Annotated in this window: 26 protein-coding genes; 13 read left to right on the forward strand and 13 right to left on the reverse strand. The window is 71.8% G+C overall.

The genetic code is table 11. The annotated features are described in order from the left end of the window. Positions 1–134 precede the first annotated feature (134 nt). Genes BN6_RS35250 through BN6_RS35270 form a run of 5 tightly spaced genes read left to right on the forward strand, consistent with a single transcriptional unit; the run spans position 135 to position 4832 of the window. Positions 135–1118, forward strand: a complete 984-nt coding sequence (locus BN6_RS35250) for a LacI family DNA-binding transcriptional regulator (protein WP_041319120.1) — start codon at positions 135–137, stop codon at positions 1116–1118. Then, complete coding sequence (locus BN6_RS35255) at positions 1115–2110, forward strand: class I mannose-6-phosphate isomerase (protein ID WP_015104640.1); 996 nt, start codon at positions 1115–1117, stop codon at positions 2108–2110. Before BN6_RS35250 ends, BN6_RS35255 begins: the two co-directional genes overlap by 4 nt. Position 2111: 1 nt before the next feature. Then, positions 2112–2861, forward strand: coding sequence for an ATP-binding cassette domain-containing protein (locus BN6_RS35260; RefSeq protein WP_015104641.1), 750 nt, complete (start codon positions 2112–2114; stop codon positions 2859–2861). Then, positions 2858–3844 (forward strand): ABC transporter permease, encoded by a 987-nt coding sequence (locus tag BN6_RS35265; protein ID WP_015104642.1) that lies wholly within the window; start codon positions 2858–2860, stop codon positions 3842–3844. The genes BN6_RS35260 and BN6_RS35265 overlap by 4 nt, the downstream gene beginning before the upstream one ends. Before the next feature lie 19 nt (positions 3845–3863). After that, positions 3864–4832 (forward strand): ABC transporter substrate-binding protein, encoded by a 969-nt coding sequence (locus BN6_RS35270; RefSeq protein WP_015104643.1) that lies wholly within the window; start codon positions 3864–3866, stop codon positions 4830–4832. Positions 4833–4862: 30 nt separating this feature from the next. Here the strand turns inward: BN6_RS35270 and BN6_RS35275 are convergent, their stop codons facing one another. Next, positions 4863–5867 carry a hypothetical protein gene (locus tag BN6_RS35275; RefSeq protein WP_015104644.1) on the reverse strand — a complete coding sequence of 335 codons (1005 nt, stop codon included), beginning with the start codon at positions 5865–5867 and terminating at the stop codon, positions 4863–4865. 129 nt (positions 5868–5996) lie between these two features. On the opposite strand from BN6_RS35275, the gene BN6_RS35280 reads away from it, so the two are divergent. After that, a complete protein-coding gene (locus BN6_RS35280; RefSeq protein ID WP_015104645.1) occupies positions 5997–7508 on the forward strand; it encodes an alpha/beta hydrolase in 1512 nt (503 codons plus the stop codon). A 450-nt stretch (positions 7509–7958) separates the two neighbouring features. Here BN6_RS35280 and BN6_RS35285 read toward each other — a convergent pair whose 3' ends face one another. From BN6_RS35285 to BN6_RS35295, 3 genes are all read right to left on the reverse strand, one after another. Beyond that, positions 7959–8612 (reverse strand): response regulator, encoded by a 654-nt coding sequence (locus BN6_RS35285; RefSeq protein ID WP_015104646.1) that lies wholly within the window; start codon positions 8610–8612, stop codon positions 7959–7961. A gap of 11 nt (positions 8613–8623) precedes the next feature. Further along, a complete protein-coding gene (locus BN6_RS35290; RefSeq protein WP_015104647.1) occupies positions 8624–10186 on the reverse strand; it encodes a GAF domain-containing protein in 1563 nt (520 codons plus the stop codon). A 180-nt stretch (positions 10187–10366) separates the two neighbouring features. Further along, positions 10367–10765, reverse strand: coding sequence for a pyridoxamine 5'-phosphate oxidase family protein (locus BN6_RS35295; protein ID WP_015104648.1), 399 nt, complete (start codon positions 10763–10765; stop codon positions 10367–10369). A 110-nt stretch (positions 10766–10875) separates the two neighbouring features. On the opposite strand from BN6_RS35295, the gene BN6_RS35300 reads away from it, so the two are divergent. Then, the gene (locus BN6_RS35300) at positions 10876–11826 is read left to right on the forward strand and encodes an arylamine N-acetyltransferase family protein (protein ID WP_015104649.1); all 951 of its coding nucleotides are present in this window, start codon (positions 10876–10878) and stop codon (positions 11824–11826) included. Positions 11827–11934: 108 nt separating this feature from the next. Here BN6_RS35300 and meaB read toward each other — a convergent pair whose 3' ends face one another. Beyond that, positions 11935–12900, reverse strand: a complete 966-nt coding sequence (meaB, locus tag BN6_RS35305) for a methylmalonyl Co-A mutase-associated GTPase MeaB (RefSeq protein WP_015104650.1) — start codon at positions 12898–12900, stop codon at positions 11935–11937. Between the two features lie 4 nt (positions 12901–12904). Continuing rightward, positions 12905–14092 (reverse strand): acetyl-CoA C-acetyltransferase, encoded by a 1188-nt coding sequence (locus tag BN6_RS35310; protein WP_041315221.1) that lies wholly within the window; start codon positions 14090–14092, stop codon positions 12905–12907. A 125-nt stretch (positions 14093–14217) separates the two neighbouring features. Between BN6_RS35310 and mce the strand changes: the two genes are divergently transcribed. Then, positions 14218–14664, forward strand: a complete 447-nt coding sequence (gene mce, locus BN6_RS35315; protein ID WP_015104652.1) for a methylmalonyl-CoA epimerase — start codon at positions 14218–14220, stop codon at positions 14662–14664. Positions 14665–14669: 5 nt separating this feature from the next. On the opposite strand, the gene BN6_RS35320 is transcribed toward mce, so the two are convergent. Next, complete coding sequence (locus BN6_RS35320) at positions 14670–15221, reverse strand: TetR/AcrR family transcriptional regulator (protein WP_015104653.1); 552 nt, start codon at positions 15219–15221, stop codon at positions 14670–14672. Between the two features lie 77 nt (positions 15222–15298). After that, positions 15299–15658, reverse strand: coding sequence for an SPW repeat protein (locus BN6_RS35325; protein ID WP_041319131.1), 360 nt, complete (start codon positions 15656–15658; stop codon positions 15299–15301). Positions 15659–15901: 243 nt separating this feature from the next. Here BN6_RS35325 and ccrA point away from each other — a divergent pair, with 243 nt between their 5' ends. Then, a complete protein-coding gene (ccrA, locus tag BN6_RS35330) occupies positions 15902–17233 on the forward strand; it encodes a crotonyl-CoA carboxylase/reductase (RefSeq protein WP_015104655.1) in 1332 nt (443 codons plus the stop codon). A 69-nt stretch (positions 17234–17302) separates the two neighbouring features. Continuing rightward, entirely contained in the window at positions 17303–18682 is a 1380-nt protein-coding gene (locus BN6_RS35335) for a hypothetical protein (protein ID WP_015104656.1), read from the forward strand. A 76-nt stretch (positions 18683–18758) separates the two neighbouring features. Here the strand turns inward: BN6_RS35335 and BN6_RS35340 are convergent, their stop codons facing one another. Further along, positions 18759–19466, reverse strand: a complete 708-nt coding sequence (locus BN6_RS35340; RefSeq protein WP_015104657.1) for an alpha/beta fold hydrolase — start codon at positions 19464–19466, stop codon at positions 18759–18761. A gap of 38 nt (positions 19467–19504) precedes the next feature. Between BN6_RS35340 and BN6_RS35345 the strand changes: the two genes are divergently transcribed. Then, positions 19505–20035: a GNAT family N-acetyltransferase gene (locus BN6_RS35345; RefSeq protein ID WP_015104658.1), complete on the forward strand. Its 531-nt coding sequence runs from the start codon at positions 19505–19507 to the stop codon at positions 20033–20035. Positions 20036–20111: 76 nt separating this feature from the next. Here BN6_RS35345 and BN6_RS35350 read toward each other — a convergent pair whose 3' ends face one another. Both BN6_RS35350 and BN6_RS35355 read right to left on the reverse strand, forming a co-directional pair. Continuing rightward, positions 20112–20864, reverse strand: coding sequence for an alpha/beta hydrolase (locus BN6_RS35350; RefSeq protein ID WP_231904829.1), 753 nt, complete (start codon positions 20862–20864; stop codon positions 20112–20114). A 150-nt stretch (positions 20865–21014) separates the two neighbouring features. Beyond that, positions 21015–21308 carry a hypothetical protein gene (locus BN6_RS35355; protein ID WP_041315228.1) on the reverse strand — a complete coding sequence of 98 codons (294 nt, stop codon included), beginning with the start codon at positions 21306–21308 and terminating at the stop codon, positions 21015–21017. Between the two features lie 52 nt (positions 21309–21360). On the opposite strand from BN6_RS35355, the gene BN6_RS35360 reads away from it, so the two are divergent. Both BN6_RS35360 and BN6_RS35365 read left to right on the forward strand, forming a co-directional pair. Next, the gene (locus tag BN6_RS35360; RefSeq protein WP_148303144.1) at positions 21361–21720 is read left to right on the forward strand and encodes a hypothetical protein; all 360 of its coding nucleotides are present in this window, start codon (positions 21361–21363) and stop codon (positions 21718–21720) included. A gap of 4 nt (positions 21721–21724) precedes the next feature. Continuing rightward, complete coding sequence (locus BN6_RS35365; RefSeq protein WP_015104661.1) at positions 21725–21949, forward strand: FmdB family zinc ribbon protein; 225 nt, start codon at positions 21725–21727, stop codon at positions 21947–21949. Between the two features lie 127 nt (positions 21950–22076). On the opposite strand, the gene BN6_RS35370 is transcribed toward BN6_RS35365, so the two are convergent. Both BN6_RS35370 and BN6_RS35375 read right to left on the reverse strand, forming a co-directional pair. Next, positions 22077–22586 (reverse strand): DUF3558 family protein, encoded by a 510-nt coding sequence (locus tag BN6_RS35370; RefSeq protein WP_231904830.1) that lies wholly within the window; start codon positions 22584–22586, stop codon positions 22077–22079. Between the two features lie 259 nt (positions 22587–22845). After that, a complete protein-coding gene (locus BN6_RS35375) occupies positions 22846–24621 on the reverse strand; it encodes a 3-hydroxyacyl-CoA dehydrogenase family protein (RefSeq protein WP_015104663.1) in 1776 nt (591 codons plus the stop codon). Positions 24622–24756 lie beyond the last annotated feature (135 nt).

The raw sequence follows: 24756 nt of genomic DNA on the forward strand, positions 1-24756 counted from the left end.
CAAGGCCGTGTCCGAGTGTTGTCCGGTTCGAGACAGCGCGGATCATTGACACGGACCGGGACCGGGTGTGTGATTCGCGGACCATGACAACGTTGTCCGCGAACGGCACCGCCCGGAAGGTCCGGCGCGCCACCATGAACGACGTGGCGCGGCTGGCGGGCGTGAGCATCAAGACGGTCTCGCGCGTGGTGAACGACGAGGCGGGGGTGCACCCGGCGACCGCGGAACGGGTGCTCGCGGCGATCGACCAGCTCGGCTTCCGGCGCAACCTCAGCGCGCGCAACCTGCGCCGCGGCTCGTCCACCGGCACCGTCGGCCTGGTGCTGGAGGACGTGGGCAACCCGTTCTACTCCGGCGTGACGCGGGCCGTGGAGGAGATCTCCCGACTGCGCGGCCGGCAGGTCATCACCGGCTCCTCGGACGAGGACCCGGTGCGGGAGCGCGAACTGGCGCTGGAGTTCTGCTCCCGCCGGGTGGACGGCCTGCTGATCGTGCCCGCGGGCGTGCAGCACGGGTACCTGGTGCCGGAGATGCACGCGGGCACGCCCGTGGTGTTCCTGGACCGCCCGGCGGGCGACGTGGTCGCGGACACCGTGCTGGTCGACAACGTCGGCGGCACCGCGGAAGCCGTGGTGCACCTGGCGTCCTTCGGGCACCGCCGGATCGCGTTCCTGGGCGACTCGCCGGACATCTTCACCGCCAACGAACGCCTGCGCGGCTTCCGCGAGGGCTGCGCGCGGGCGGGCGTCGGGTTCCACGAGTCGCTGGTCCGGATGGGCCCGCACGACGAGGACTCGGTCCGCACGGCGTTGCACCACTTGCGGAACGCGGCCGACCCGGCGACCGCCGTGGTCACCGGCAACAACCGGATCACGGTGCACGCGCTGCGCGCGCTGGCCGGGTCGCCGGTCCGGCCGGCGCTGCTCGGCTTCGACGACTTCGAGCTGGCGGACCTGCTCTCGCCGCCGGTGAGCGTGATCGCGCACGACGCGAGCGCGCTGGGGAAGGCCGCGGCCGACCTGCTGTACGCCCGCCTGGACGGCGACACGTCACCACCGCGCCGCGTGGTGCTGCCGGTCCGGTTGGTGGCACGTGGATCAGGGGAGGTTCGTGCGTGAGCAAGCAGCCGATCGCGCTTCCGGCCAACCAGCCGAAGCAGTTCTACCGGGGCGGGGCGGCGATCGCCACGCTGCGCGGGGAGCCCGGGGCGGACTACGGCCCCGAGGACTGGGTGGCCTCGACCACCACCCTGTTCGGGCAGGACGAGGCGGGCCTGACCAGGCTGCCGGACGGCCGGTGGCTGCGCGACGCGGTCGCCGCCGACCCGGTGGCGTGGCTCGGCCCCGAGCACGTGGCGGAGTTCGGCGCGGACACCGCGCTGCTGGTGAAGCTGCTGGACGCGGGCCAGCGCCTGCCGGTGCACTGCCACCCGTCCAACGCCTTCGCGGCCGAGCACCTGGCCTGCCGGCACGGCAAGACCGAGGCGTGGATCGTGATCGGCACGACCGGCGACGACCCCACCGCCTACCTCGGTTTCCGCCAGGACGTCCCCGCGGACGCCATCGCCACCTGGGTCTCCGCCCAGGACTCGAAGGCGATGCTCGACGCCCTCAACCCGGTGTCGGTCAAGGCGGGTGACACGCTGTTCGTCCCCGCCGGCGTGCCGCACGCCATCGGCGAGGGCGTGTTCATCGTGGAACTCCAGCAGCCCACCGACTTCTCCGTCACGCTGGAGTGGCAGGGTTTCCTCCCCGACCCGGAGTCCTGGCACCTGGGCCTCGGCCAGGACACCGCGCTGGAGTGCGTGGAGCGCCGGGTGCAGCACGTGCAAGACCTGCTGACGCACACCGCGTCCCGCGTCGCCCCCTCGGTGAACCTGTTGCGCGCCAAGGCCGACCCGTTCTTCCAGGCGGACCGCCTGCACGTCTCCGGCCACCAGTCGCTGGTCCCGTCGTTCGCGGTCCTCGTCGTCTTGGAGGGCGAAGGCACCGTGGGGGACACCCGCCTGCACAAGGGCAGCACGGTCGTCGTGCCACACGCGGCGGGCGAGGTCGTGCTGACCGGCGACCTGGTCGCCGTCCGCTGCCGCCCGCCGCGCCTCGGGAGCTGACATGGCGGAACCCCTGTTGGAGGCCCGCGACCTGGTGAAGCACTACGGCAGCGTGGAAGCGCTGCGCGGGGCTTCGTTCACCGCCTACGCGGGCGAAGTGGTGTCCCTCATCGGGGACAACGGCGCGGGCAAGTCGACCCTGGTGAAGTGCCTGTCCGGCGCGGAACAACCCGACAGCGGCACCATCGCGTTCGACGGTCGCCCGATCACCCTGCCCACCCCCACCACCGCGCGGCACCTGGGCATCGAGACGGTGTACCAGGACCTCGCCGTCGCGCCGGACCTCGACCCGGCCGCGAACCTGTTCCTGGGTCGTGAGTTGCTCAAACCCGGGCTGCTCGGCCGGCTGGGCGTGCTGGACAAGAAGGCGATGCGCCGCAGGGCCACCGAGTCGTTCGCGGAGCTGGGGGTGAGCCTGCAGAGCGTCGACGTACCGATCGGCGCGCTGTCGGGCGGCCAGCGGCAGAGCGTCGCCGTGGCCCGCAGCGTGGTCTGGGCGGGCAAGCTCGTGTTCATGGACGAACCGACCGCCGCTCTCGGCGTGGTGCAGCGCGAACGCGTCCTCGAGGTCGTCAAGCGGGTCCGCGACCAGGGCTTGGCGGTCGTGCTGATCAGCCACAACATGCCCGAGGTGCTGGCGGTGTCGGACCGCGTCGAGGTGCTGCGCCTGGGCCGCCGGGTGGCCCGCTTCACCGCCGCCGACACGACCGTGGAGGAACTGGTGGGTGCGATGACCGGAGCCCTCGGATGAGCCTCAAACAACGCCTGTTCGGCGCGAACACCCTGTGGATCGCCCTGGTGCTGCTGGTCCTGGTCGCCGTGTTCGGCGCGATCCGCCCCGACGCCGTCCTGACCACGTTCACCCTCCAGACCACCCTCGTCGAGACGAGCGTGCTCCTGGTGCTCGCGGTCGGCATGACGTTCGTGATCATCACCTCCGGCATCGACCTGTCCGTGGGGTCGGTGCTGGTCTTCTCCGGCGTCACCTCGGCCATGACGATGAACGCCGTCAACGACGGCAACGCCACAACCGCGGGCTGGGGCACCGTCCTGATAGGACTCATCGCGGCCCTTCTCGCCGGCGCGGCCTGGGGCCTGCTGAACGGCCTCCTGGTGGCCAAGACCGGCATCCCGCCGCTCATCGTCACCCTGGGCTCGTTCGGCGCGGCCCTGGGCGCGGGCCAACTGCTGTCCAACGGGTCCAACGTCAGCGGCGTGCCCGACGTGCTGGGCAACACGCTCGGCACCGGCACCTGGTTCGGCGTGCCCAACCTGGTCATCCTCGCCGCCGTGGTGACCGCCATCGGCGCGCTGGTCCTGTCCACCACCAGGTTCGGCCGGCACACCTACGCCCTCGGCTCGAACGAGGAGGCCGCCCGCCGGGTCGGCATCGGCGTCACCGGCCACCTGGTCAAGGTCTACCTGCTGGCGGGCACCCTGGCCGGGCTCGCCGGCTTCATGGCGCTGGCGTACTTCCGGGTCGCGTCCATCACCGGGCACGACACGGACAACCTGAACGCCATCGCGGGCGTGGTGCTCGGCGGCACCAGCCTGTTCGGCGGCGCGGGGTCGGTCGTCGGCACGGTGCTCGGCGTGTTCATCCCCGCCGTGCTGCGCAAGGGATTCGTGATCGTCAGCGTGAACGTGTACTGGCAGCCGGTCGCGGTGGCCATCGTCCTGGTGGCCGCCGTCTGGTTCGACCAGTCGCGGCGAAGGGCGCGCAACCAACGTTAGGCGAGAGGTTGGGGAGACCATGTCAACGAGGACAGTTGCCCTGCTCGGAGCGGCCCTGCTGCTGACCGCGTGCGGCGGCGGGGGCCAGATCGGCGACACCGGGGGCACCGGCGACGCCAAGAAGATGGTGCTGATACCCGGCGTCGCCGCCGAACCGTTCTACATCTCCATGGAGTGCGGTTTCCGCGAGGCGGCGAAGGCCCTGGGCTACGAGGTCGACGTCCAGGCACCGGCGAAGTTCGACTCCACGCTGCAAACCCCGATCGTGACCGGTGTGCTGGCCAACAAGCCCGGCGCGGTGCTGATCGCCCCGACCGACGACAAGGCCATGGCCGGCCCCGTGAAGCAGCTCAAGGACGCCGGCATCAAGGTCGTCGAGGTCGACACCAAGCTGGAGGACACCTCGATCGCCGCGTCCACCGTCTCCTCCGACAACGAGCAGGGCGGCCAACTCGCCGCGCAGACGCTCGCCAAGCTCGCCCAGGACAAGCCGGGCAGCGTCCTGGTCCTCAACACCAAGGCCGGCACCTCCACGACGGACGCCCGCGCCAAGGGCTTCGAGGACGAGATCAAGAAGTTCCCGAACCTGAAGTACGTCGGTCAGCAGTACACCGACAACGAGCCGGACCAGGCCGCGTCGAAGGTGACCGCGACGCTCGCCGCGAACCCAGACCTGATCGGCGTGTTCGCCACCAACCTCAACACCGGCGAGGGCGCGGCGACCGGCCTGCGCAACGCGGGCAAGACCGGCGTGGTCAACCTGATCGGCTTCGACGCCAGCCCCAAGCAGGTCGAGGACCTGCGCGGCGGCGCGGTGCAGGCGCTGATCGCCCAGGACCCGGCCGCCATCGGCCGGATCGGCGTCGAGCAGGCCGTCGCCGCCATCGAGGGCAAACCCGGCAAGCGCGACATCGAGACCACCCTGCTCGCGCTCACCAAGGCCGACATGGACGCCAACGAGAAGTACTTCTACAAGCAGAAGTGCTGACGCCGACGCCTGAGCCGGCCCGAACCCGGCTCAGGCGTCCAGGTACTTGTTGGCCAGCTCGGAGTACTCCTTCTCCAGGTCGTCGGCCAGGTACGCCACGTACGCCCAGGGCACGTCGTGCACGTGGTCGCGCATCCCGATCAGGTGCCGACGGGCCCGCGGCGCGTCGTCGGCCAGCGCGAACGCCGCCGCGAACAGGTTGTGCGCCTGCAACGACCGCGGGTGCGCCCGTCCCGGCGCGGCCTCCCAGCGGTCCGCCGCCTGCGCGATCTCGTCCCGCACCCGGCTGAAGTAGCGCAGCTTCAACGTGGCGATCTTCAACGCGCTGCGCGCCTGCACGGCCTCCTCGAACTGCTCCAGGAAGATCTCGAAGTGCGCCAGCGGCAGCATCGCCACCACCGGGTCGCCCGGCTCCGAGGCGTCGACGCTGCCGTGCGCGAACGCCATCATCTCCTCCGCCGACCCGCCCCACTTCGCCGCGAGGATCTGCAACCGGGTCCAGTGCGCGGGGTAGAGGGAGGGGCACCGGGCCACGATCTCCCGCCACACCTCGTCCTTCTGGTCGCGGTCCACCTGGAGGCCCAGCCCGGCGGTCTGCAGCTGCGCCCACGGCACCGCGTCCCGGGGCAGCAGCTTGGCGGCCTCGTGCAGCGGCCCGACGGCCTTGCGCAACGTGCCGAAGAAGACCTTGAACCGGTCCTTGCCGACGCTGTCGGCGCGCCCGGACCCCCGGATCGCCCAGGCCTCCCGGATGAACGCCGTGCCCGCGAGCAGCCACAGGTCCGGGTCCGAGTTGGTCTTGGCGAGTTCGAGCAGCTCGTCCGCGTGCCCGATGGCGTGCTCGCCCAGCACCTCGACCCGCAACGCCCGCCGCTCGGGCTCGTCCCGGCACTCGGCCAGCACGGTCGTGGCCGCGCGCAGGTGCCCCGCGTCCATCTCCTCGGCCGCGATGTCCAGGATCGCGTCGTCGTAGGTGTGGTCGCGCACCACCTCACGGGCGACCGCCGCGGGCCGCTTCCTCCGGAAAATCCCCACGCTTCCGACCTTACTTTCCCCGGGCAGCAACCGGCCTAGTTCTTTCGTAGACCCGAACGCCAGCCTTTCTGCGCTTGTCGTCCACCCCACCACACCGATGAGGTGGTGGCACGACTGGAGGGGGACTTCATGCGCAAAGCAGTGTTGGCCGTGTCCGCCGTCGCCCTGGTGGCGACGCTCCCGGCGGTGGCACAAGCTCAAGAGCAGGACCAACGCACCCCGCTGCACGCCCAGAGCATCGCGTGGGCACCGTGCACCGACATTCCCGCACCGAACCTGGAGTGCGGCACGTACAAGGCGCCGCTGGACTGGCGCAACGTCGGCAACGGCAAGACGATCACCGTCGCCGTCAGCCGCCTCAAGCCCCGATCAGGCAAGGTCAGGGGCAGCGTGCTGACCAACCCCGGCGGCCCCGGCGGCCCGGGACGCACCCTGCCGCTGCTCTACCAGAGCCGGTCGAAGCTGGTGGACAACTTCGAGATCATCGGCATCGACCCGCGCGGCACCGGCACCAGCACCAACGTGACCTGCGCCAACGTCGACTTCCTCAGCGTGGCGGACCCGCGTGACCGCAGCCGGGCGAACGTGGAGCTGATCTACGACGCGGCCGAGCTCCAAGCCGCCGCGTGCCAGCGCAACTCGGGTGAGTTCGGCAAGGTCGTCAACACCGAGCAGACGGTCAAGGACCTCGACCTGCTGCGCCACCTGCTCGGCCGCGACAAGATCAACTGGATCGGCTACTCCGGCGGCACGTGGATGGGCGCGTACTACGCGACCTACTTCCCGCACCGCGTGGACAAGTTCGTGCTCGACTCGAACACCGAGTTCACCACCACGTTCCAGGACATCTTCGACGAGTTCGGCCGCGGCTTCGAACGCCGGTTCCGGGTCGACTTCCTGCCGTGGGTGGCGAAGTACGACAGCCTCTACCACCTGGGCACGACGGCCGAGCAGGTGCGCCGGAAGTACGAGGAGACCCGCGCGCGCCTGGCGGACAACCCGATCCAGCGCCCCGACGGCACGATCTTCAACGGCGTCACGCTGGACCTCGTGCTCGTGCGGGCGCAGTACAGCAAGACCGAGTTCCCGGACGCGGCGAAGACGCTCTCGGAACTGAGCAACCCCACCGTGACCACGGCGGCAGCCGACGTCCGCTACCCGGACGCGACCAACGCGACGCTGTACAGCGTCGCGTGCAACGACACGAAGTTCCAGGGAGGCCGGGACCACCTGGCCAGGGAAGCGAACCGCCTGGGCAAGCAGTACCCGCTGATCGGCTCGTACCAACTGCTCGCCCCGTGCGCGTTCTGGAACCGCCCACCCCTGCACCTGAAGACGCCGACCGGCAAGGGCGTCCCGCCGATCCTGATGGTCCAATCGGTCCGCGACCCGGCGACCCCCGTCGAGGGAGCGCAGCGCGCCCACGAGAAGTTCGCGGGCTCCCGCCTGCTCACCGTGACCGACGAGGGCGACCACGGCATCTACGGTTTCGGCAACCAGTGCGTGGACAACGTGGTGGAATCGTTCATCGTGGACGGGAAAGTCCCCACAAAGGACCTGACCTGCAAGGGAACCCCCCTCCCAGACCCGACAAAGCCCACGATCAACACCCGGAACCACCTCCCCTTCAACTGGCTCTGACAAAAGCGGCCCGCCGCACCCGGCGGGCCGCGATCAAAAAAGACCCCCGCCCGAGTGTTCTCCCCGTATGGCCTGCGCGCAGCGAACCATGGTTTTCCGGGGGGTGCAAGCACGCTTTTCGCTTGCACCCCCCGGAAAACCATGGTTGTCTCCGACCGGGCCATACGGGGAGAACACGAGGCTCTTCCCTCCCCCGGAGGCCTGCCCAGCGGCGAGCGTCGCTTTTATCTTTTCTTCCCTCCCACCCAGAACACCCACCCAATGCCCTGACCTGCCCCAACGCAGGAACTCCCAGCACAGCCGCGATCACAGGCGCGGCCGCCGGCCCCCATCTCAATTATCCCACAGGACACCGACACCAGGCCGCCGCCAGCTCCCGGCAGCTCGACCACCCCGCCGAAACCGCCCCCACTGCCGCAACCAGATCCCGAAAGCCCCCGACCGCCGCAGTCAGATTCCGGAGGCTCCCGACTGTCGTCGTCGGGCCGCGTACACCCCGGCTTCGGTCCTCCGGTCGAACCCCAGTTTGTGCAGCAACGACGAGACGTAGTTCTTCACCGTCTTCTCGGCCAGGTACAGCCGGGCCGCGATCTGCCGGTTGGTCAACCCCTCGGCGATCAGATCCAGGATTCGACGCTCCTGAGGGCTCAAGGCGGCGTAGCGCGGGTCTTCCACCGGCCCGCCCCGCAGCCGCTGCAACACCGTCGCCGTCACCCCGGAGTGCAGCAGCGACCCGCCCCCGGCCAGCGTCCGGATCGCCGACACCAGATCATTTCCGGAGACCTGCTTCAGCATGTACCCGGCGGCTCCGGCCATGATCGCGCCGAACAGCGCTTCGTCGTCCGAGTACGACGTCAGCATCAGGCACGCCGGCGGCGGTTGGACGCTGGACCGGATCTCGCGGCACACCGTGACCCCGTCGCCGTCGGGCAGTCGGACGTCGATCACCGCCACGTCGGGCCGGTGCAGCGCGGCGGCCGACACCGCCGCGGCGGCGCTCTCCGCCTCCGCCACCACCTCGATGTCGGATTCCACGGCGAGCAGTTGCTGGAGGCCGCGCCGGACGATCTCGTGATCGTCGACGAGCAGCACCGAGATGGACATGAACCCCTCCCCTACCCCGATACCAACGGCACGGACCACGTCACCGTTACGCCCTTGCCCACTTCCGAGTGCACCTCGCAGGTACCGTCCCACCGCGCCGCCCGCGCGGCCATGTTGACCAGACCGCCGGTGTGCCGGGCCCGGCCGGTCGGCAGACCGTCGCCGTCGTCGGTCACCACGAGCCGCAGTTCGGTGGCGTCCCGGTCGACCTCCACCTGCACCTGCACCTTGCGCGCCGACGCGTGCCGCGCCGCGTTGGCCAGCGCCTCGCGCAACGTGGCCAGCAGGTCCGGCCGCACGTGGTCGGGCACCAGGGAGTCGATCGGCCCGTCCGCCGCGAGCGCCGGCTCGAACCCGAGCAGCCGACTGGAGTCCTGCACCACCCGCATCAGCTGGACCCGCAACGACGCCGACCCGGCCGGCGGCTCCTGCAACGAGAAGATCGTCCGCCGGATCTCCCGGATCGTCTGGTCGACCTCGCTCACGAAGTCCGCCAGCCGCTCGACCACCAGCGGCTGCTCGACCAGCCCGTTCAACCCCTGCAACCCCAGTCCGAGCCCGAACAGCCGCTGCACCACCAGGTCGTGCAGGTCGCGGGCGATCCGGTCGCGGTCCTCCAGCACCGCCAACCGCCGGCCGGCCCCGGTCGCCCGGGTGAACTCCAGGATCAGCGCGGCCTGCCGGGCGAACGACTCGACCAGCGCCACGTCCGACGCGTCGAACACCCGGTGGTCACGGGCCCGCGCCACCATCAGCACGCCGAGGATCCGCTCGCCGGCCGCCAGCGGCACGATCACCACCGGCCCGATCCGGTCGAAGTGGCCGGGCAGGCCGTCCAGCACCTTCGTCCGACCGGTCGCGTAGACCTCGCGGCTGGCGCTGCCCTCCCGGGACACGGTGAACCCGCGCAGCTCGCCGTCCATCACCCGGACCGCCAGCTCGCCTTGCGCGTCGGGCAGCGCGAGGACGGCGTTGACGCCGTCCGCCGCCAGCCGTGCCCGGACCGCCACCAGCCGCAGCGAGTCCCGGTCCGGTGTTCCGGTGAGCAGCGCGTTGGTCACCTCGTTGGACGCCCGCAGCCACACCTCGCGCTGCCGCGACTGCTCGTAGAGCCGGGCGTTCTCGATCGCGATGCCGGCCGCCGCCGCGACGGCCACGACGACCTCGTGGTCGGCGCGGGTGAAGTCGGCCCCGTTCTCCTTGTCGGTCAGGTAGAGGTTCCCGAACACCTCGCCGCGCACGTGCACGGGCACGCCCAGGAACCCCGGCGCGGCCGGGTCGAACGCCATGCCGTCGAACTCCGTGCGGTGCGGCTCGTCGCCGTAGGTGAACTCCAGCAGCTGCCGGTTCGGCCCGACGACGGCCAGCGCGCCGTACCGCGCGCCGACCAGTCCGCACGACGACTCCACGATCCGGCGCAGCACGTCCGGCAGGGACAGGTCACTGGCCAGCGACACCACGGCACCGAGCAGCCGGTGCATCCGCTCCTGCGAGCCGAGCACTTCGGCGGTCCGGTCGGTCAGCTCGCGCAACAGCCCGTCCAGGCGCGCGTTCGGATCCGGGGAACCAGGCACCAACCCACCCTCCAGCAGGAAGGTCCCGAGGTTATCCCCTCACCTCACCCACCGCGACGGGCCTCGCCCCTCCCCCACCTCACCCAGCACCCACCCCGGCAACACCCACCCGGCAGCACCCAGCCGGCGGCACCCAGCCGGCGGCACCCACCCGGCAGCACCCACCGAGCAGGACCCACTTCACGGGATCCGCCGACCGGACAGGACTTCCAGCGCCACCACCAGGTACCGGTCCCGCTGCCCGACCCCGCGCGACGCCAGCGGCAGTTCGCGCAGCCGGGCCAGCACCACCTCGTCGTCGACCTCGCTGACGTGTCCGACCGCCATCACCGACCACCCCCGCGACAGGTCGGCGGCCACCTCGTCGATCTGGAACGCCACGATCGTGTCCCGCGCGACCAGCGTGGAACTGCCCTCGGGGACCCGCAGCACCACCGACTCCCCGTCCACCACGTACACGACGGGGTGCACGACCGGCAGCGCCTGGTCGGTGTAGACCAACCTCCCGACGGCCATCGTGCCCAGCAGTCTCAGGCACTCCTCGCGGGAGAGCACCTGGAGTCCCACGGAGTCGTACATCGCACCTCTTCATCCCCCAGTTGCCGGACTAAGACGTTCGGCTCTGTGATCGTCCTTGCCTAGAGTCGGAAGTCCCGGCTTCGACTTCGCACTCGGATGGGGGATTTCCGGTGACCACTCCGTCACCCACCAACACGACCACTCCCACTCCCGAACCCACTCCGACCACCACTCCGGTATCCCGCGAGACCCTGCTCGCACTCCTCCGCAGAATCGGCCTGACCAGCGCCGAGCCGCCGAGCGTGGCCGCGCTGACCCGCCTGCACCAGGCGTTCGTGGAACGCGTGCCATACGAGTCGGTCGAGATCCAGCTGAACCGCCCGACCTCGATCGACCCAGCCGATTCCCTGGCCCGCATCCTGACCGGTCGCGGCGGCTACTGCTTTCACCTCAACGGGGCGTTCGGGGCGATCCTGGAAGCGCTCGGATACCACGTGACAAGGCACCTCGGCGGGGTGCGCACGACGCCCGCCTCACCCGCCGTCATCAACCGGCACCACCTCGTGCTGACGGTCCGCGACCTGCCCGATTCCGCCGACACCTGGCTGGCGGACGTGGGTCTGGGCGACGGCCTGCACTCGCCGCTCCCGCTGCGGGCGGGCGGTCACCGCCAAGGCCCGTTCACCTTCACCCTCGCGCCGTCCGCGATCGCCCCCGGCGGTTGGCGGCTGGAGCACGACCCGCGCGGCGGCCTGCACGCGATGGACTTCGACCCGAACCCCGCCCGCATGGCCGACTTCGCCGAACGCCACCACCACCTGTCGACGTCCCCCGAGTCGGGTTTCGTCAAGACGTTCAGCGTGCAGCGCACCGACGCCCGCGGCTGGGACACCTTGCGCGCGCTCACGCTGTCCCGGACCGAGGAGACCACCAGCAAGACCGTCCTCGACCGGCGCGCGGACTGGTTCCAGGCCCTGGCCGACGTCTACGGCCTGACCTTCACCGCACCGGACGCCGAGACCCTGTGGCGCAAGGCGAACGCCCAACACGAAGCCCACCTCGCGTCCCGCCCTCACCACGACCTCCCCACCACAACCCTCCGCACCACAACCCGACCGTGAACCCCTCGTCTTGAATCCCCGGGTACAAGTGGGGCGCAAACACGGCGGGTGCGCGGACAGCCAGCACCCCCTTGGTGTCCCGCGTGCCGATGTCGACGACGACCGGTGTCACGCGCCCACCCCGTCGACCAACTGGTCGGCAGCGGCGTAGGGGTCCAGCTCACCCGCCACGACCCGGTCGGCCAAGGCGTCCACGGCCGCGCCGCCGCGCAGGTCGCCGAACCGCGACCGCAGCCGTTCCAGCGCGATGGCCTCGATCTCGCCCGCCGCCCGCCGCGCCCGCCGCCGGGCCAGTTCGCCGCGCTCGTGCAGCCAGGCGTGGTGCGCGTCGATCGCGTCCAGCACGTCGGGCACGCCTTCGCCGCGCGCCGCGACGGTCTTCACCACCGGGGGTCGCCACCGCACGTCGGTGCGCTCCCGCCGGCCCAGCGAGATCATGTGCTTGAGGTCGCGCGCGGTGGCGTCCGCGCCGTCCCGGTCGGCCTTGTTGACCACGAACACGTCGGCGATCTCCAGGATCCCGGCCTTCGCCGCCTGGATCCCGTCACCCATGCCGGGCGCGAGCAGCACCACCGTGGTGTCGGCCAGCGACACGACCTCGACCTCGGACTGCCCGACGCCGACGGTCTCGATCAGCACCACGTCGCACCCCGCCGCGTCGAGCACGCGCAGCGCCTGCGGCGTGGCCCACGACAGCCCGCCCAGGTGGCCGCGGGTCGCCATGGACCGGATGAACACGCCGGGGTCCGTGGCGTGCTCGCCCATCCGGACCCGGTCGCCCAGCAGCGCACCGCCGGAGAACGGCGAGGTCGGGTCGACCGCCAGCACGCCGACCCGCCGGCCACGCTCCCGGTAGGCGCTCACCAGCGCCGACGTCGACGTCGACTTGCCCACGCCCGGAGCCCCGGTCAGACCGACGACCTGCGCGTTCCCGGTGAACGGCGCGAGCGCGCGGGCGACCTCGCGCAGGTGCGGACTGCCGTCCTCCACCAGTGAGATCAGCCTGGCGACCGCGCGCGGCTGCCCTTCGCGCGCGCGGTCGACCAGCTCGGCGACGTCGACAGTCCGGACCACACCACTAGACCTTAGGGACGCGCACGATCAGCGCATCTCCTTGACCGCCGCCGCCGCACAGGGCCGCCGCGCCCACGCCGCCGCCACGGCGCTTGAGCTCCAGCGCGAGGTGCAGTGCGATCCGGGCGCCCGACATGCCGATCGGGTGGCCCAGCGCGATCGCGCCGCCGTTGACGTTGACCTTGTCCTCGGGCACGCCGAGTTCGCGCGCGGAGACGACGCCGACCGCGGCGAACGCCTCGTTGATCTCGACCAGGTCGAGGTCGGCCGGGTCGATGCCCTCCTTGGCGCAGGCCGCCTTGATGGCGTTCGCGGGCTGCTCGTGCAGACTCGCGTCCGGGCCCGCCACGACGCCGTGCGCGCCGATCTCGGCCAGCCAGGTCAGGCCCAGCTCCTCGGCCTTGGCCTTGCTCATCACGACCACGGCCGCCGCGCCGTCGGAGATCTGCGACGCCGAGCCCGCCGTGATGGTGCCGTCCGCGGCGAACGCGGGGCGCAGCTTGGCCAGCGTCTCCACGGTGGTGTCGCCGCGCACGCCCTCGTCGGTGCTGAACAGGACCGGCTCGCCCTTGCGCTGCGGGATCGAGACCGGCGCGATCTCCTCGGCGAACACGCCGTTCTCGATCGCCTTGGCGGCCAGCTGGTGCGAGCGGGCGGAGAACGCGTCCTGCTCCTCGCGGGTCAGGGCGTACCGGGCGTTGTGCTTCTCCGTCGACGCGCCCATCGCGACCTGGTCGAAGGCGCAGAACAGGCCGTCGAGGGACATGTGGTCCTGGAGGGTCACGTCGCCGAACTTGTAGCCGCCGCGCGACTTGGGCAGCAGGTGCGGGGCCTGGGTCATGGACTCCTGGCCGCCCGCCACCACGACGTCGAACTCACCGGCCCGGATGAGCTGGTCGGCCAGCGCGATGGCGTCGATGCCGGACAGGCACACCTTGTTGATGGTCAGCGCCGGCACGGTCATCGGGATGCCGGCCGCGACCGCCGCCTGGCGGGCCGGGATCTGACCCGCTCCGGCGGACAGCACCTGACCCATGATCACGTACTGGACCTGCTCGGGCGCGACGCCGGCCCGCTCCAGCGCCGCCTTGATCGCGACGCCGCCGAGCTGGGCGCCGGAGAAGTCCTTCAACGATCCGAGCAGTCGCCCCATCGGGGTACGGGCCCCGGCGACGATGACGGAACCGGACACATCGGCCTCCACGAGCATGGGTGAGCGGTTGTTAACTAGCCACGATACCCAGGGTTACTCAGGGGTAGCCGTGTGAGGCGCCGCACAGGGCCCGCTGCACCGATTCCGCCACTACTGTGCCTGCCATGCAGCCAGAACTCCGCGGCCTGGTGACCGCCATCGACCACGTCGGCATCGCCGTGCCGGACCTGGACGCCGCGATCGCGTTCCACCGCGAGAACTTCGGCCTGGAGGTCGCGCACGAGGAGGTCAACGAGGAGCAGGGCGTCCGCGAGGCGATGCTGCGCGCCCCCGGCGACGACGGCGCCGGTACCGCGATCCAGCTGCTGGCCCCGTTGACGCCCGAGTCGACCATCGCGAAGTTCATCGGCCGCTCCGGGCCGGGGCTCCAGCAACTGGCCTACCGGGTGTCCGATGTGGACGCCGTCGCGGCGGCGCTGCGGGCCAGGGGCCTGCGGCTGCTGTTCGAGGAGGCCAAGCGCGGCACGTCCGGCAGCCGGGTGAACTTCGTGCACCCCAAGGACGCCGGCGGCGTCCTGGTCGAACTGGTCGAACCCGCCGCGCAGCACTGACCGGATCACCCGAGGGCGGCGGCCACGAAGGTGAGCTCCTGGTCCATCCGGTCGTCGTCCGGCGCGTGCCGGGCCACCGAGTGCCGGTAGCTCACCGCCAGCGCGACCAGCGCCGACGCGCTGTCCACGTCCTTGCCGACCACGGCCGCGCCGCCGGCGGCCAGGATCACCTGCCGGATCTGCGCGACGACGAGCTGGTAGCGGGCGTGCAGGGCGTCCCGGACGGCGCTGTGCGTGTCCGCCTCCCGCCACAGCAGGTGGCTGAGCAGCGGTGACGCGTCGAGCCGGGCGTCCAGCGCGGCCACCAGCCTGCGCAGGCTCTCCGCGATGTCGCCGACCACGACGACCCGCCGCGCGTCGACCGCGCCGTCGGGCAGGCGCTGCACGAGCGCGGCCAGCAGGTCCGGTTTGCGGCGGAAGTAGTAGTGCACCAGCCCTTTGGGCACTCCGGCGCGTTCGGCGACGCGCGAGGTGGGCGTGGCGTCGAACCCCGACTCGGCGAACAACTCCTCGGCCGCTCGCAGGATCCGCTCCCGAGCCGACGAGTCCTCGACCACGCCGCACACCTCTCCACGATCCGGACAGCGGACAGCGGGCGAGGTCGCCCGCGCGGACGACCTCGCCCGATCCCACCTCAGTGCGAACCGGCGAGCCCCGAGTGGGCCGCGTTCGCGGCGGACAGGGCCGTCGCGCCGGCCGCGACGGTCAGGACGCCGCCGACCCACGAGACCCACGACGCCGCCATCAGGTCGCTGTAGCCCATCACCCACGGGGAGATGAACAGCAGCGCGCCGAGCACCACCTGGAACCACTCGCCGTAAACCATGCCGGGCATCGCGAGCGACGCGAGGCCGTCGATGGCGATCAGCGCTCCGAGCACGATCATCGTCCACATGGCGGCGTTCGACGTCGTCACCACGAGCGGCGACAGCACCACCAGCACGCCGATGACGACTTCGGCCCAGTCCTGCCACCTGGTCCACGCTCTGGTCATGACCTGCACCTCCGTCCTGGAAGTCGGACACCACCGATCGTGCGCTTGGTTGGCCGCCCGGTCAAGGTCGGCGGGCCGCGAAACGTGGCCGACCGTTCGGGCGAAACACCAGTGCCATGGCTCACAGCCCTGGTACTGAATCGGTTACCCGTGGGTAACCTCCGGCAACCCGCGTGGACCCGCGTCCGACGCCCCGCGTCCGACGCCGAACATCCCGAGCACCCCCGACTGGGAGGGAACGCCGTGCAGAAGATCCTCGATGCGATCCTCGCCGACGAACTGGACGCCATCGGATCGTTGGACGTGCCCGCGACCTACCGGGGCATGACGGTGCACGCCGACGAGGTCGAGCTGTTCCGGGGCCTGGCCACCAAGGACAAGGACCCCCGCAAGTCGCTGCACCTGGACGAGGTGCCCACGCCCGAACTCGGGCCGGGCGAGGCGGTGGTCGCCGTGATGGCCTCGGCGATCAACTACAACACCGTGTGGACGTCTATCTTCGAGCCGCTGTCCACGTTCGGGTTCCTCCAGCGGCTGGGCAAGAGCTCGCCCGAGTCCGCCAAGCACGACCTGCCCTACCACGTGGTCGGCTCCGACCTGGCCGGCGTCGTGCTGCGCACCGGGCCGGGCGTGAACGCGTGGAAGCCCGGCGACCGGGTCGTGGCGCACTGCCTCGACGTCCAGCTGGAGCACCCGGACGGCCACAGCGACACCATGCTCGACCCGCAGCAGCGGATCTGGGGCTTCGAGACCAACTTCGGCGGGCTCGCCGAGGTGGCCCTGGTCAAGGCCAACCAGCTGATGCCGATGCCCCGGCACCTCACCTGGGAGGAGGCGGCGTCCCCCGGTCTGGTGAACTCCACCGCCTACCGCCAGCTCGTGTCGACCAACGGGGCGAACATGAAGCAGGGCGACACCGTGCTGATCTGGGGCGCCTCCGGCGGACTGGGCTCCTACGCCACCCAGTTCGCGCTCAACGGCGGCGCGACCCCGGTGTGCGTCGTGTCGTCGCCGGAGAAGGCCGAGATCTGCCGCCGGATGGGCGCGGAGCTGATCATCGACCGGTCGGCCGAGGGTTACCGGTTCTGGAAGGACGAGCACGAGCAGGACCCGAAGGAGTGGAAGCGGCTCGGCGCGCGGATCCGCGAGCTGACCGGCGGTGACGACCCGGACATCGTGTTCGAGCACCCCGGCCGGGAGACCTTCGGCGCGTCGGTGTTCGTCGCCAAGCGCGGCGGCACGATCGTCACCTGCGCGTCCACCAGCGGGTTCCTGCACCAGTACGACAACCGCTACCTGTGGATGAACCTCAAGCGGATCATCGGCTCGCACTTCGCGAACTACCGCGAGGCGTGGGAGGCCAACAGGTTGGTCGCCAAGGGGAAGATCCACCCCACACTGTCCAAGGTGTACTCACTGGAGGACACCGGCCAGGCCGCGCACGACGTGCACCGCAACGCGCACCAGGGCAAGGTCGGCGTGCTGTGCCTGGCGCCGGAGGAGGGCCTGGGTGTCGTCGATCACGAGCTGCGCTCGGCACTCCTGACCGAAATCAACCGCTTTCGCGGCGTGTAAAGCGAAAACGTCTGGTGGTGCGGGTGGCGGGGTGCCCCCCGCACCGCCGGAACGGGTAGCGTGACCCCCATGGGCCTCGCCGACGACCGTGACCTCGTCCCCCTGGGATCCGGCTTCGACATCGTCAAACGCGGCTACGACCGCGCGCAGGTCGAGGACCACCTGGAGCGCCTCGACTCGGACCTGCGGCTGCTCGCGGCCGACCGGGACGCGGCGGTGTCGCAGACCAACGACCTGAGCCGCCAGCTGGAGGCGGCCCGCTCGGAGATCGCCGAGCTGCGCGGCCAGGTCGAGCGGCTGTCCCTGCCGCCCACCACGTTGGAGGGCCTGAGCGAGCGGTTGCAGCGGATGCTGCGACTGGCCCAGGACGAGGCCAACGAGATCAAGGCCCGCGCCGAGGCCGAGGGCAGCCACATCCGGGCGAAGTCCGAGTCCGACGCGGCCGTGCTGCGCACCCGGTACGAGAACCTGATCGCCGAGCTCGACCAGCGGCGCACCGACATGGAGGCCGAGCACCGCGGCGTGCTGGAGACGGCGCGCGCCGAGGCGGAGCGCATCGTCGGCGAGTCGCGGGACACCGCGGCGAAGCTCGACGAGGAGTCCCTCCAGCGCCGGACCACGGTCGAGGAGGACTTCGAGATCGCGATGGCGGCCCGTCGCGTCGAGTCGATGAAGATGCTGGCCGAGCAGGAGGCCTCCAGCAAGGGCGAGGCCGACCGCCGGGTGCGCGAGGCGGCGGAGGATGCCGCCCGGGTGCGCACCCAGATCGCCCAGGAGCAGGCCGCGTCCAACGCCGAGGCGCAGCGCCTGGTCCGGGAGGCGACCGAGGAGGCCAACCGCCGCCGGCACGACTCGATCAGCGAGGCGAACGCCCGCGTCCAGGAGGCCACCGACGAGGCGAACCGCCGCGTCCGCGAGGCCACCGAGGAGTCGAACCGCCGGGTGACGCAGGCCGCGCAGAAGGTCGACGCGCTCAAGCAGCTGCGCAACCGCCTGTCCCAGCAGCTGCACGCGGTCCGCACCGCGCTGCACGAGGTCACCCCGCTGCTCGACCCGCTGGAGGAGGAGCGCCCGCGCCCGCCGGCCCAGCCCGCCGCCGAGTCGCCCACCCAGCCGGCCGCCGGCGCCCACCCGGCTCAGCCCGCGCCGACGCCCGGCACCCCGGCCGCCGCCCGGCCCGCGCAGCAGGACCAGCCCACCACACCCGCTTCCGGGCCCGCTTCTGGGCCCGCTTCCGCTCAGCCCGCGCAGGCACAGCCGCCCCAGAACCAGCCGGCGCAGGCACAGCCCGCGCAGAACCAACCGGCACAGGGTCAGCCCGCACAAGCACCCGCGCAGACCGCGAACCCCAAGGCCACGCCGGACGCCAAGCCCCAGAGCGGCCCGGACGGCCCGACCCAGAAGATCACCCGCCCGAACCAGTCCAAGGCCCGGTCCGGCAAGCGCTGACCGCCCGGTTCACACCGGCCGCACCCACTCACCGGCCGGCGTCGAGCCCACGCTCACCGGCCGACGCGAGCCCCGCTCACCGGCCGACGCGGGTTCGCCAGTCGAGGACGGCGGCCGCAAACGCTTCCGGTGCCTCGACCGGCGTCAGGTGCCCGACCCCGGGCAACTCCACGTACTCGGCCCGCAGCACGTCCGCCAGGTCGCGGGCGACGGCGGGCGGGGTCAACGCGTCCTCGGACCCGACCAGCACCAACGCCGGCACGTCGACCGCCGCCAGCACGTCGCGCGAGTCGGGCCGCGCGGCCATCGCCCGCTGCGCCCACGCCACCTCGGCGGCCGGCTGCGCCAGCACCAGCTCCGCCACCCGCTCGACCACCCCGGCCGCCGGCGACGGTCCGACCAGGCCGGGGGCCAGGCCGTCCGGCAGCCACCCGACGCCCTGCGCGAGCACCCGGTCCGCCATCGCCAGGCGACCGGCCCGCGCCGCGTCGTCGTCGGCCGTGCAGCGGGTGTCGGCGAGCACCAGCCCGGCGACCCGGTCCGGCGCGCGCCGCAGCAGCGCCATGGCGACGTAGCCGCCCATCGAGCACCCGCCGACCACGACCCGCTCCAGGCCCCGCCGGTCCAGGTCGCGCAGCACGTCGTCGGCGAAGGTGCCCAGGTCCGGCTCCCGACCCCGGCCGCGCAGGTCGGGCGTGATCGGGTCCAGGACGGCCCGCACCCCGTCCCACATCCGCCCGTCGAGCGGGAACGCGTGCAACAACACCAGCGGGAGGGTCTCCATGGGGCGAAATTGTCGTACGCCGTCGCTACCGTCGTCCCATGAGCTCCGCCCCGGACGAGATCCGCACAGACCGACTCCTGCTCCGGCGGGTCGGCCCGGGTGACCTGCGCGCCGCGATCACCATCCTGACCGACCCGGAGACGCACCGGTTCAACCCGGTCGGCCCGCCGTCCCCGGAGGAGACGGCCGACCTGCTGGCGGACTGGCAGGGCCACTGGGCGCACGACGGCATCGGGTACTGGACGTTGGCGCTGGCGGAGACCGGCGAGGTCATCGGTTTCGGCGGGCTGCGCCACCACAAGCTCGACGGCCGGCCGACGCTCAACCTGTTCTACCGGATCGGCGCTGGCCACTGGGGTCGCGGCTACGCCCCCGAGATGGCGCGCGCGGCCATCGAGTGGGCGGACCGGGAGCGGCCCGACCGCCCGGTGGTGATCATCACCGACCTCGACAACACGCCCTCCCAGCGCGTCGCGGAGAAGCTGGGCTTCGCGCACGTGGGCGACAGCATCACCGTCGACGGTCCGGTGCTGGTCTACCGGCGTCAGGAGGCGACCCTGGCCGGCTGACCCGCACCCCGCCGCCGCTGGTCTCCCGCCCCCTGGCCGGCCCACACCCGCCCGGTGCCGGCCGACCTCCTCGGGGTCAAGAGGCGACGATGGTGACCTGGCGCTTCTCGCACGGCCCGGACCAGGTGCGCGGCAACGGGGTGGGCACCTCGGGCCGGACCGCGGCCACGATCGCGTCCAGCACCTTGTCGGACTGCCCGACCATGAGGTGCCGGGCACCGGGGAAGTCGACCACGGTCGCGGTCGGGACGTCCGCGCCGAACCGCCGCCTGGCCTCGTCGGGCGGGAGGTAGTCGTCGAACTCGGGCACCAGGCAGACCACCGGCCTGCCCGTCCACGGGGCCAGGTGCTCGGCCGTGCTCCAGCGCAGCGGCGGCGAGACCAGCACCGCGCCGACCACTCGCGGGTCGCAGCCGTGCATCAGGGCCAGGTCGGTGCCGAAGGACCAGCCGACCAGCCAGACGTCGGGCAGCCCGCGCCCGGTGGCGAAGGCCAGGGCGGCGGCCACGTCGAAGCGCTCGCCCACGGCGTTGTCGAAGCTGCCCTCGCTGCGCCCGGCCTCGCTGACCGTGCCGCGCGTGTTGAACCGCAACACCGCGAGGTCGGCCAGCGCGGGCAGCCGCCACGCCGCCTTGCGCCACAGGTGGGAGTCCATCATGCCGCCGTGCGTGGGCAGCGGGTGCAACAGCACCAGCGTGGCCCGAGGCGGGCCTCCGGCGGGCAGGGACAGCTCCCCCACCAGCCGCAAGCCGTCGGCGGTGACCAGCGTGACGTCCTCGCGTCGCGCGGGCAGCACCGTGTTGGCCGTGATCCGGACACCGTCACCCACGCCGCAGATCCTGCCACCCACCCCGTGCCGCCCGGCAGCCGTGCCCCGTGCCGCCCGCAGCCGCTGCCCGTCCACTCCAACCCGGACTACCGGCGGCCCGGACTGCCTCCAACCCGGACTACCAGCGGCCCGGACTGCCGGCGGCCCGGACTACCAGCGGCGGGAGGTGGGACCGCGGCGGGTGCGGGCGGTCCAGCAGGCCCGGTGCCAGTGGCGGCGGTCTTCGACCGAGCCGTAGTCGGCCGCCGGCCACGCCACGACGTGCGGGGTGCCCGGTGTGATCTCGTGGTCGCAGCCCGGACAGCGGTAGGTCTTGGTGGTCGCGGCACCGGACACGGTGCGGACGAGCCACTCGCCGTCCGGCCCGGTCTCGGACCGCGCCCAGCCGTGGCCGCCGACGGGGGGCGGCTCGTCGGGGCGGTGGGGACGGTTGCGGCGCGGCACGGGTTACCAGGGTAGCTCTGACAGCCGGGCGTGATCGCCTACGGTCCACAGAGTGAACAGGTGGCAGCGGGCTGTGGTCGGGGTGCTGTTGTTACTGGAGATGGGGGTGGTCGCCCAGCCGGCGTTGCGGGCCGGGCTGTCGGACCTCGCCCCTGCCCAGCGGGCGTTGGGACCGATTCCCGGGATGTTGCTGGCCGCGTGCACCATCCTGCTGGTCACGGCCGGCACGGCGCTGGTGACGATGCTGGTCCGGCCGTTCTCGCGGACGTGGGTGGCGACGTACGCGGGCGCGCACGCCGCCGCGGCGGGCCTGGGGTGGGCGCACGAGATGCCGTTGCTCACGCTGGTGGCGGTCGTCTGCACGCTCGGCGTGCCCGCGCTGGTGCTGCTGCCCGGCAAACCGTCACAATAGGCGCGTGCCCACCTACGAGTACCGCTGCAAGGCTTGCGGGTCGACGTTCGACGTCAAGCGCCCGATGAGCGAATCCTCCGCACCCGCCGCGTGCCCGCAGGGCCACGACGACACGGTGAAGCTGCTGTCCATGGTCGGGGTGTCGGGCCTGGCCGGCAACGCCGCCCAGCCCGCCCAGCCCTCCGGCGGTGGCGGCGGCGGGTGTTGCGGCGGCGGCTGCTGCGGCTAGCCGGCCACGGGACGCCGGGCGGCCCAGCCAGGGGCGGCCCAGCCGGGGACGGTCGGGCCGGGGACGGTCGGGCCGGGGACGGTCGGGCCGGGGACGGTCGGGCTGGGGACGGTCGGGCTGGGAGCGGTCAGCCGGTCGGTTCCTTGGCCAGGAGGACCTCGGCGACCTTCTTGCCCTGGTCGCAGATCGCGCCGAACCGCGCCGAACCGTCGATCACGATGATGCCGACGCCGCCGCCCGCGTAGTCCATGACCAGCACGCACGACGGCTGCACGGTGGTGTCCGTGGTGCGGTCGAAGTAGGTGACCTTCCGGTCCGCGAGCTGGAACTCGCCGTTGTTCTGCTCCAGCGTGATCGGCCGCCCGGAGCGGAAGCGCAGCGTGACGCCGACGTCCAGCGAGTCGACCGCGGTCTGCCACTTGCACGACTGGTCGAACTGCGGGTCGTAGCCGGTGTCGGTCGGGGCGGCGGCCTTGTCCCGCACGTCGTACGGCAGGTCCTTCCAGGACAGCAGCTTGCACAGGTCGCTCGCCGGGGCGGCGTCCGGCGAGTCGGACTCCGACGTGGGCTCCGGCGTGCCGGACGAGAACGGCGGCTCGATGTCGAGCACACCGGCCGAGACCGGCGTGCCGTTCACCGAGTAAGCGCAGCCCGACGTGAGGCCGAGCGCTGCTACCAGAAGCGAGAGAACGACGCGCCGCATGGGTCCACCATGCCAAACGACCACGCCCCGGCGGAACCCAGGTACGCCCAAGTCCCACCGGCACGTGCGCGGCATCGACCGTGATCGAACTCGCGCCTGACCACCGGACGCACAGCGCGCCCAACACACGACCCGCCCACGCACTACCCGCCCACGCACGACCGCGCCATGGGCTGCGAGCTGCTGCCCGGGTTCAGGTGTAGTCGCGGAAGCCCTTGCCGGTCTTGCGGCCCAGGCGGCCGGCCGTGACCAGGTGTTCCAGCAGTGGCGCGGGGGCGAAGCCGGCTTCGCGGAACTCCAGGTACAGGGTGCGCTCGATGGCCAGCGACACGTCCAGCCCGACCACGTCCAGCAGTTCGAACGGCCCCATCGGCAGCGAGCAGCCGACCTTCATGGCGTTGTCGATGTCGTCGGCCGACGCGTAGTGCGCCTCCAGCATCTTCACCGCGTCGTTGAGGTAGGGGAACAGCAGCGCGTTGACGATGAACCCGGCGCGGTCGCCGCAGTGCACCGGCTGCTTGCCCAGGTCGAGGCAGACCCGGCGGGCGGTGGCGACGACGTCGGCGGAGGTGGCGATGGTCTCCACGACCTCCACCAGCCTCATCACCTGCGCCGGGTTGAAGAAGTGCAGGCCCACCACGTCACCGGGCCGCGAGGTGGCCGCCGCGCACTCGATGACGGGCAGCGAGGACGTCGTGGTCGCGAGCACCGCGCCCGGCTTGCACACCTCGTCCAGCGCCTCGAACACCGACTTCTTGATCGCCAGTTCCTCGGCCACCGCCTCGACCACCAGGTCGCAGTCCGCGAGGTCCTCGAACCGCACGGCCGGCGTGACGCGGGCCAGCGCGGCGTCCCGGTCGGCCTCGGCGAGCCTACCGCGCGAGACGGCCTTGTCCAGCGACTTGCGGACCTTGCCCAGCGCCGCCTCGGCCTTGTCCAGCGACCGCGCCCGCAGCACGACGTCGTAGCCGCGCTTGGCGAACACCTCGGCGATCCCGGTGGCCATGGTGCCGGTGCCGATCACACCGACCCGCTGGATCTCGCGGGTGGCCGCGCCGGTGTCGGCCGCGGCGGGGGTGAGCACGTCGGGCACGACGACCGGCGAGTCCGGGCCGTCGTAGGTGTAGAAGCCGCGCCCGCTCTTGCGGCCGAGCAGTCCCGCCGTGATCATCTGCTTGAGCAGCGGGGCCGGGGCGTGCAGGCGGTTGCGGGACTGGTGGTACATCGTGTCGAGGATCTCGTAGGCGGTGTCCAGGCCGATCAGGTCGAGCAGCGCCAGCGGGCCCATCGGGTAGCCGCAGCCGTAGCGCATCGCCGCGTCGAGGTCTTCCCTTGTGGCGTAACGGGTTTCGTACATCCGCACGGCGTGGTTGAGGTAGCCGAACAGCAGCGCGTTGGCGATGAACCCGGCCCGGTCGCCGATGACGACGGGGGTCTTGCCCAGCGATTCGGCGAACGCCACGACGTCGGTGACGACCTCGGGCTCGGTGACGACCGTCCGGATCACCTCGACCAGCTTCAGCACCGGGGTGGGGTTGAAGAAGTGCAGCCCCACGACCTTGCCGGGCCGCCCGGTGTGCACGCCGATCTCGGTGATGGACAGCGAGGAAGTGTTGGACGCGAACACGGTGTCCGGGCCGCAGATCCGGTCGAGGGCGGCGAACACCCGGGCCTTGAGCTCGATCCGCTCGGGCACTGCCTCGATCACCAGGTCGACGCCGGCCAGCGCGTCCAGCGAGGTGCTGTAGCTGATCCGGCCGAGGAGTGCGGCGCGGTCGGCCTCGGTGAGCTTGCCCTTGGCCACCGCGCGGTCGGTGGAGTGGTCGAGGTGGCCGCGGCCGCGGACCAGTCCCTCGTCGTCCACGTCCACCGCGATGACAGTGCGGCCGGTCCTCGCGAGCACCTCGGCGATACCGGCGCCCATGGTGCCGAGACCGACGACTCCGACCGTGCTGAACTGGCGCGTCACTGGACTACCTCCCACTTCGCGGAGGGCTACCGGACGGTAACTTGCGCCCGACTATCCCACGGGGCCCGCGTGCCCGACGCGTGAGCTTCACCATCGGGATCGAGCAAGACGCCGGAACGGGACGTGCGCGGCAGG

This window comes from Saccharothrix espanaensis DSM 44229, from assembly GCF_000328705.1.
Lineage (GTDB): Bacteria > Actinomycetota > Actinomycetes > Mycobacteriales > Pseudonocardiaceae > Actinosynnema > Actinosynnema espanaense.

Coding starts and splice junctions, on each gene's coding strand:
- BN6_RS35250 (WP_041319120.1), top strand. CDS start 135: ATGAACGACGTGGCGCGGCTGGCGGGCGTGAGCATCAAGACGGTCTCG.
- BN6_RS35260 (WP_015104641.1), top strand. CDS start 2,112: ATGGCGGAACCCCTGTTGGAGGCCCGCGACCTGGTGAAGCACTACGGC.
- BN6_RS35265 (WP_015104642.1), top strand. CDS start 2,858: ATGAGCCTCAAACAACGCCTGTTCGGCGCGAACACCCTGTGGATCGCC.
- BN6_RS35270 (WP_015104643.1), top strand. CDS start 3,864: ATGTCAACGAGGACAGTTGCCCTGCTCGGAGCGGCCCTGCTGCTGACC.
- BN6_RS35280 (WP_015104645.1), top strand. CDS start 5,997: ATGCGCAAAGCAGTGTTGGCCGTGTCCGCCGTCGCCCTGGTGGCGACG.
- BN6_RS35285 (WP_015104646.1), bottom strand. CDS start 8,612: ATGTCCATCTCGGTGCTGCTCGTCGACGATCACGAGATCGTCCGGCGC.
- BN6_RS35295 (WP_015104648.1), bottom strand. CDS start 10,765: ATGTACGACTCCGTGGGACTCCAGGTGCTCTCCCGCGAGGAGTGCCTG.
- mce (WP_015104652.1), top strand. CDS start 14,218: ATGCAGCCAGAACTCCGCGGCCTGGTGACCGCCATCGACCACGTCGGC.
- BN6_RS35325 (WP_041319131.1), bottom strand. CDS start 15,658: ATGACCAGAGCGTGGACCAGGTGGCAGGACTGGGCCGAAGTCGTCATC.
- BN6_RS35335 (WP_015104656.1), top strand. CDS start 17,303: ATGGGCCTCGCCGACGACCGTGACCTCGTCCCCCTGGGATCCGGCTTC.
- BN6_RS35340 (WP_015104657.1), bottom strand. CDS start 19,466: ATGGAGACCCTCCCGCTGGTGTTGTTGCACGCGTTCCCGCTCGACGGG.
- BN6_RS35345 (WP_015104658.1), top strand. CDS start 19,505: ATGAGCTCCGCCCCGGACGAGATCCGCACAGACCGACTCCTGCTCCGG.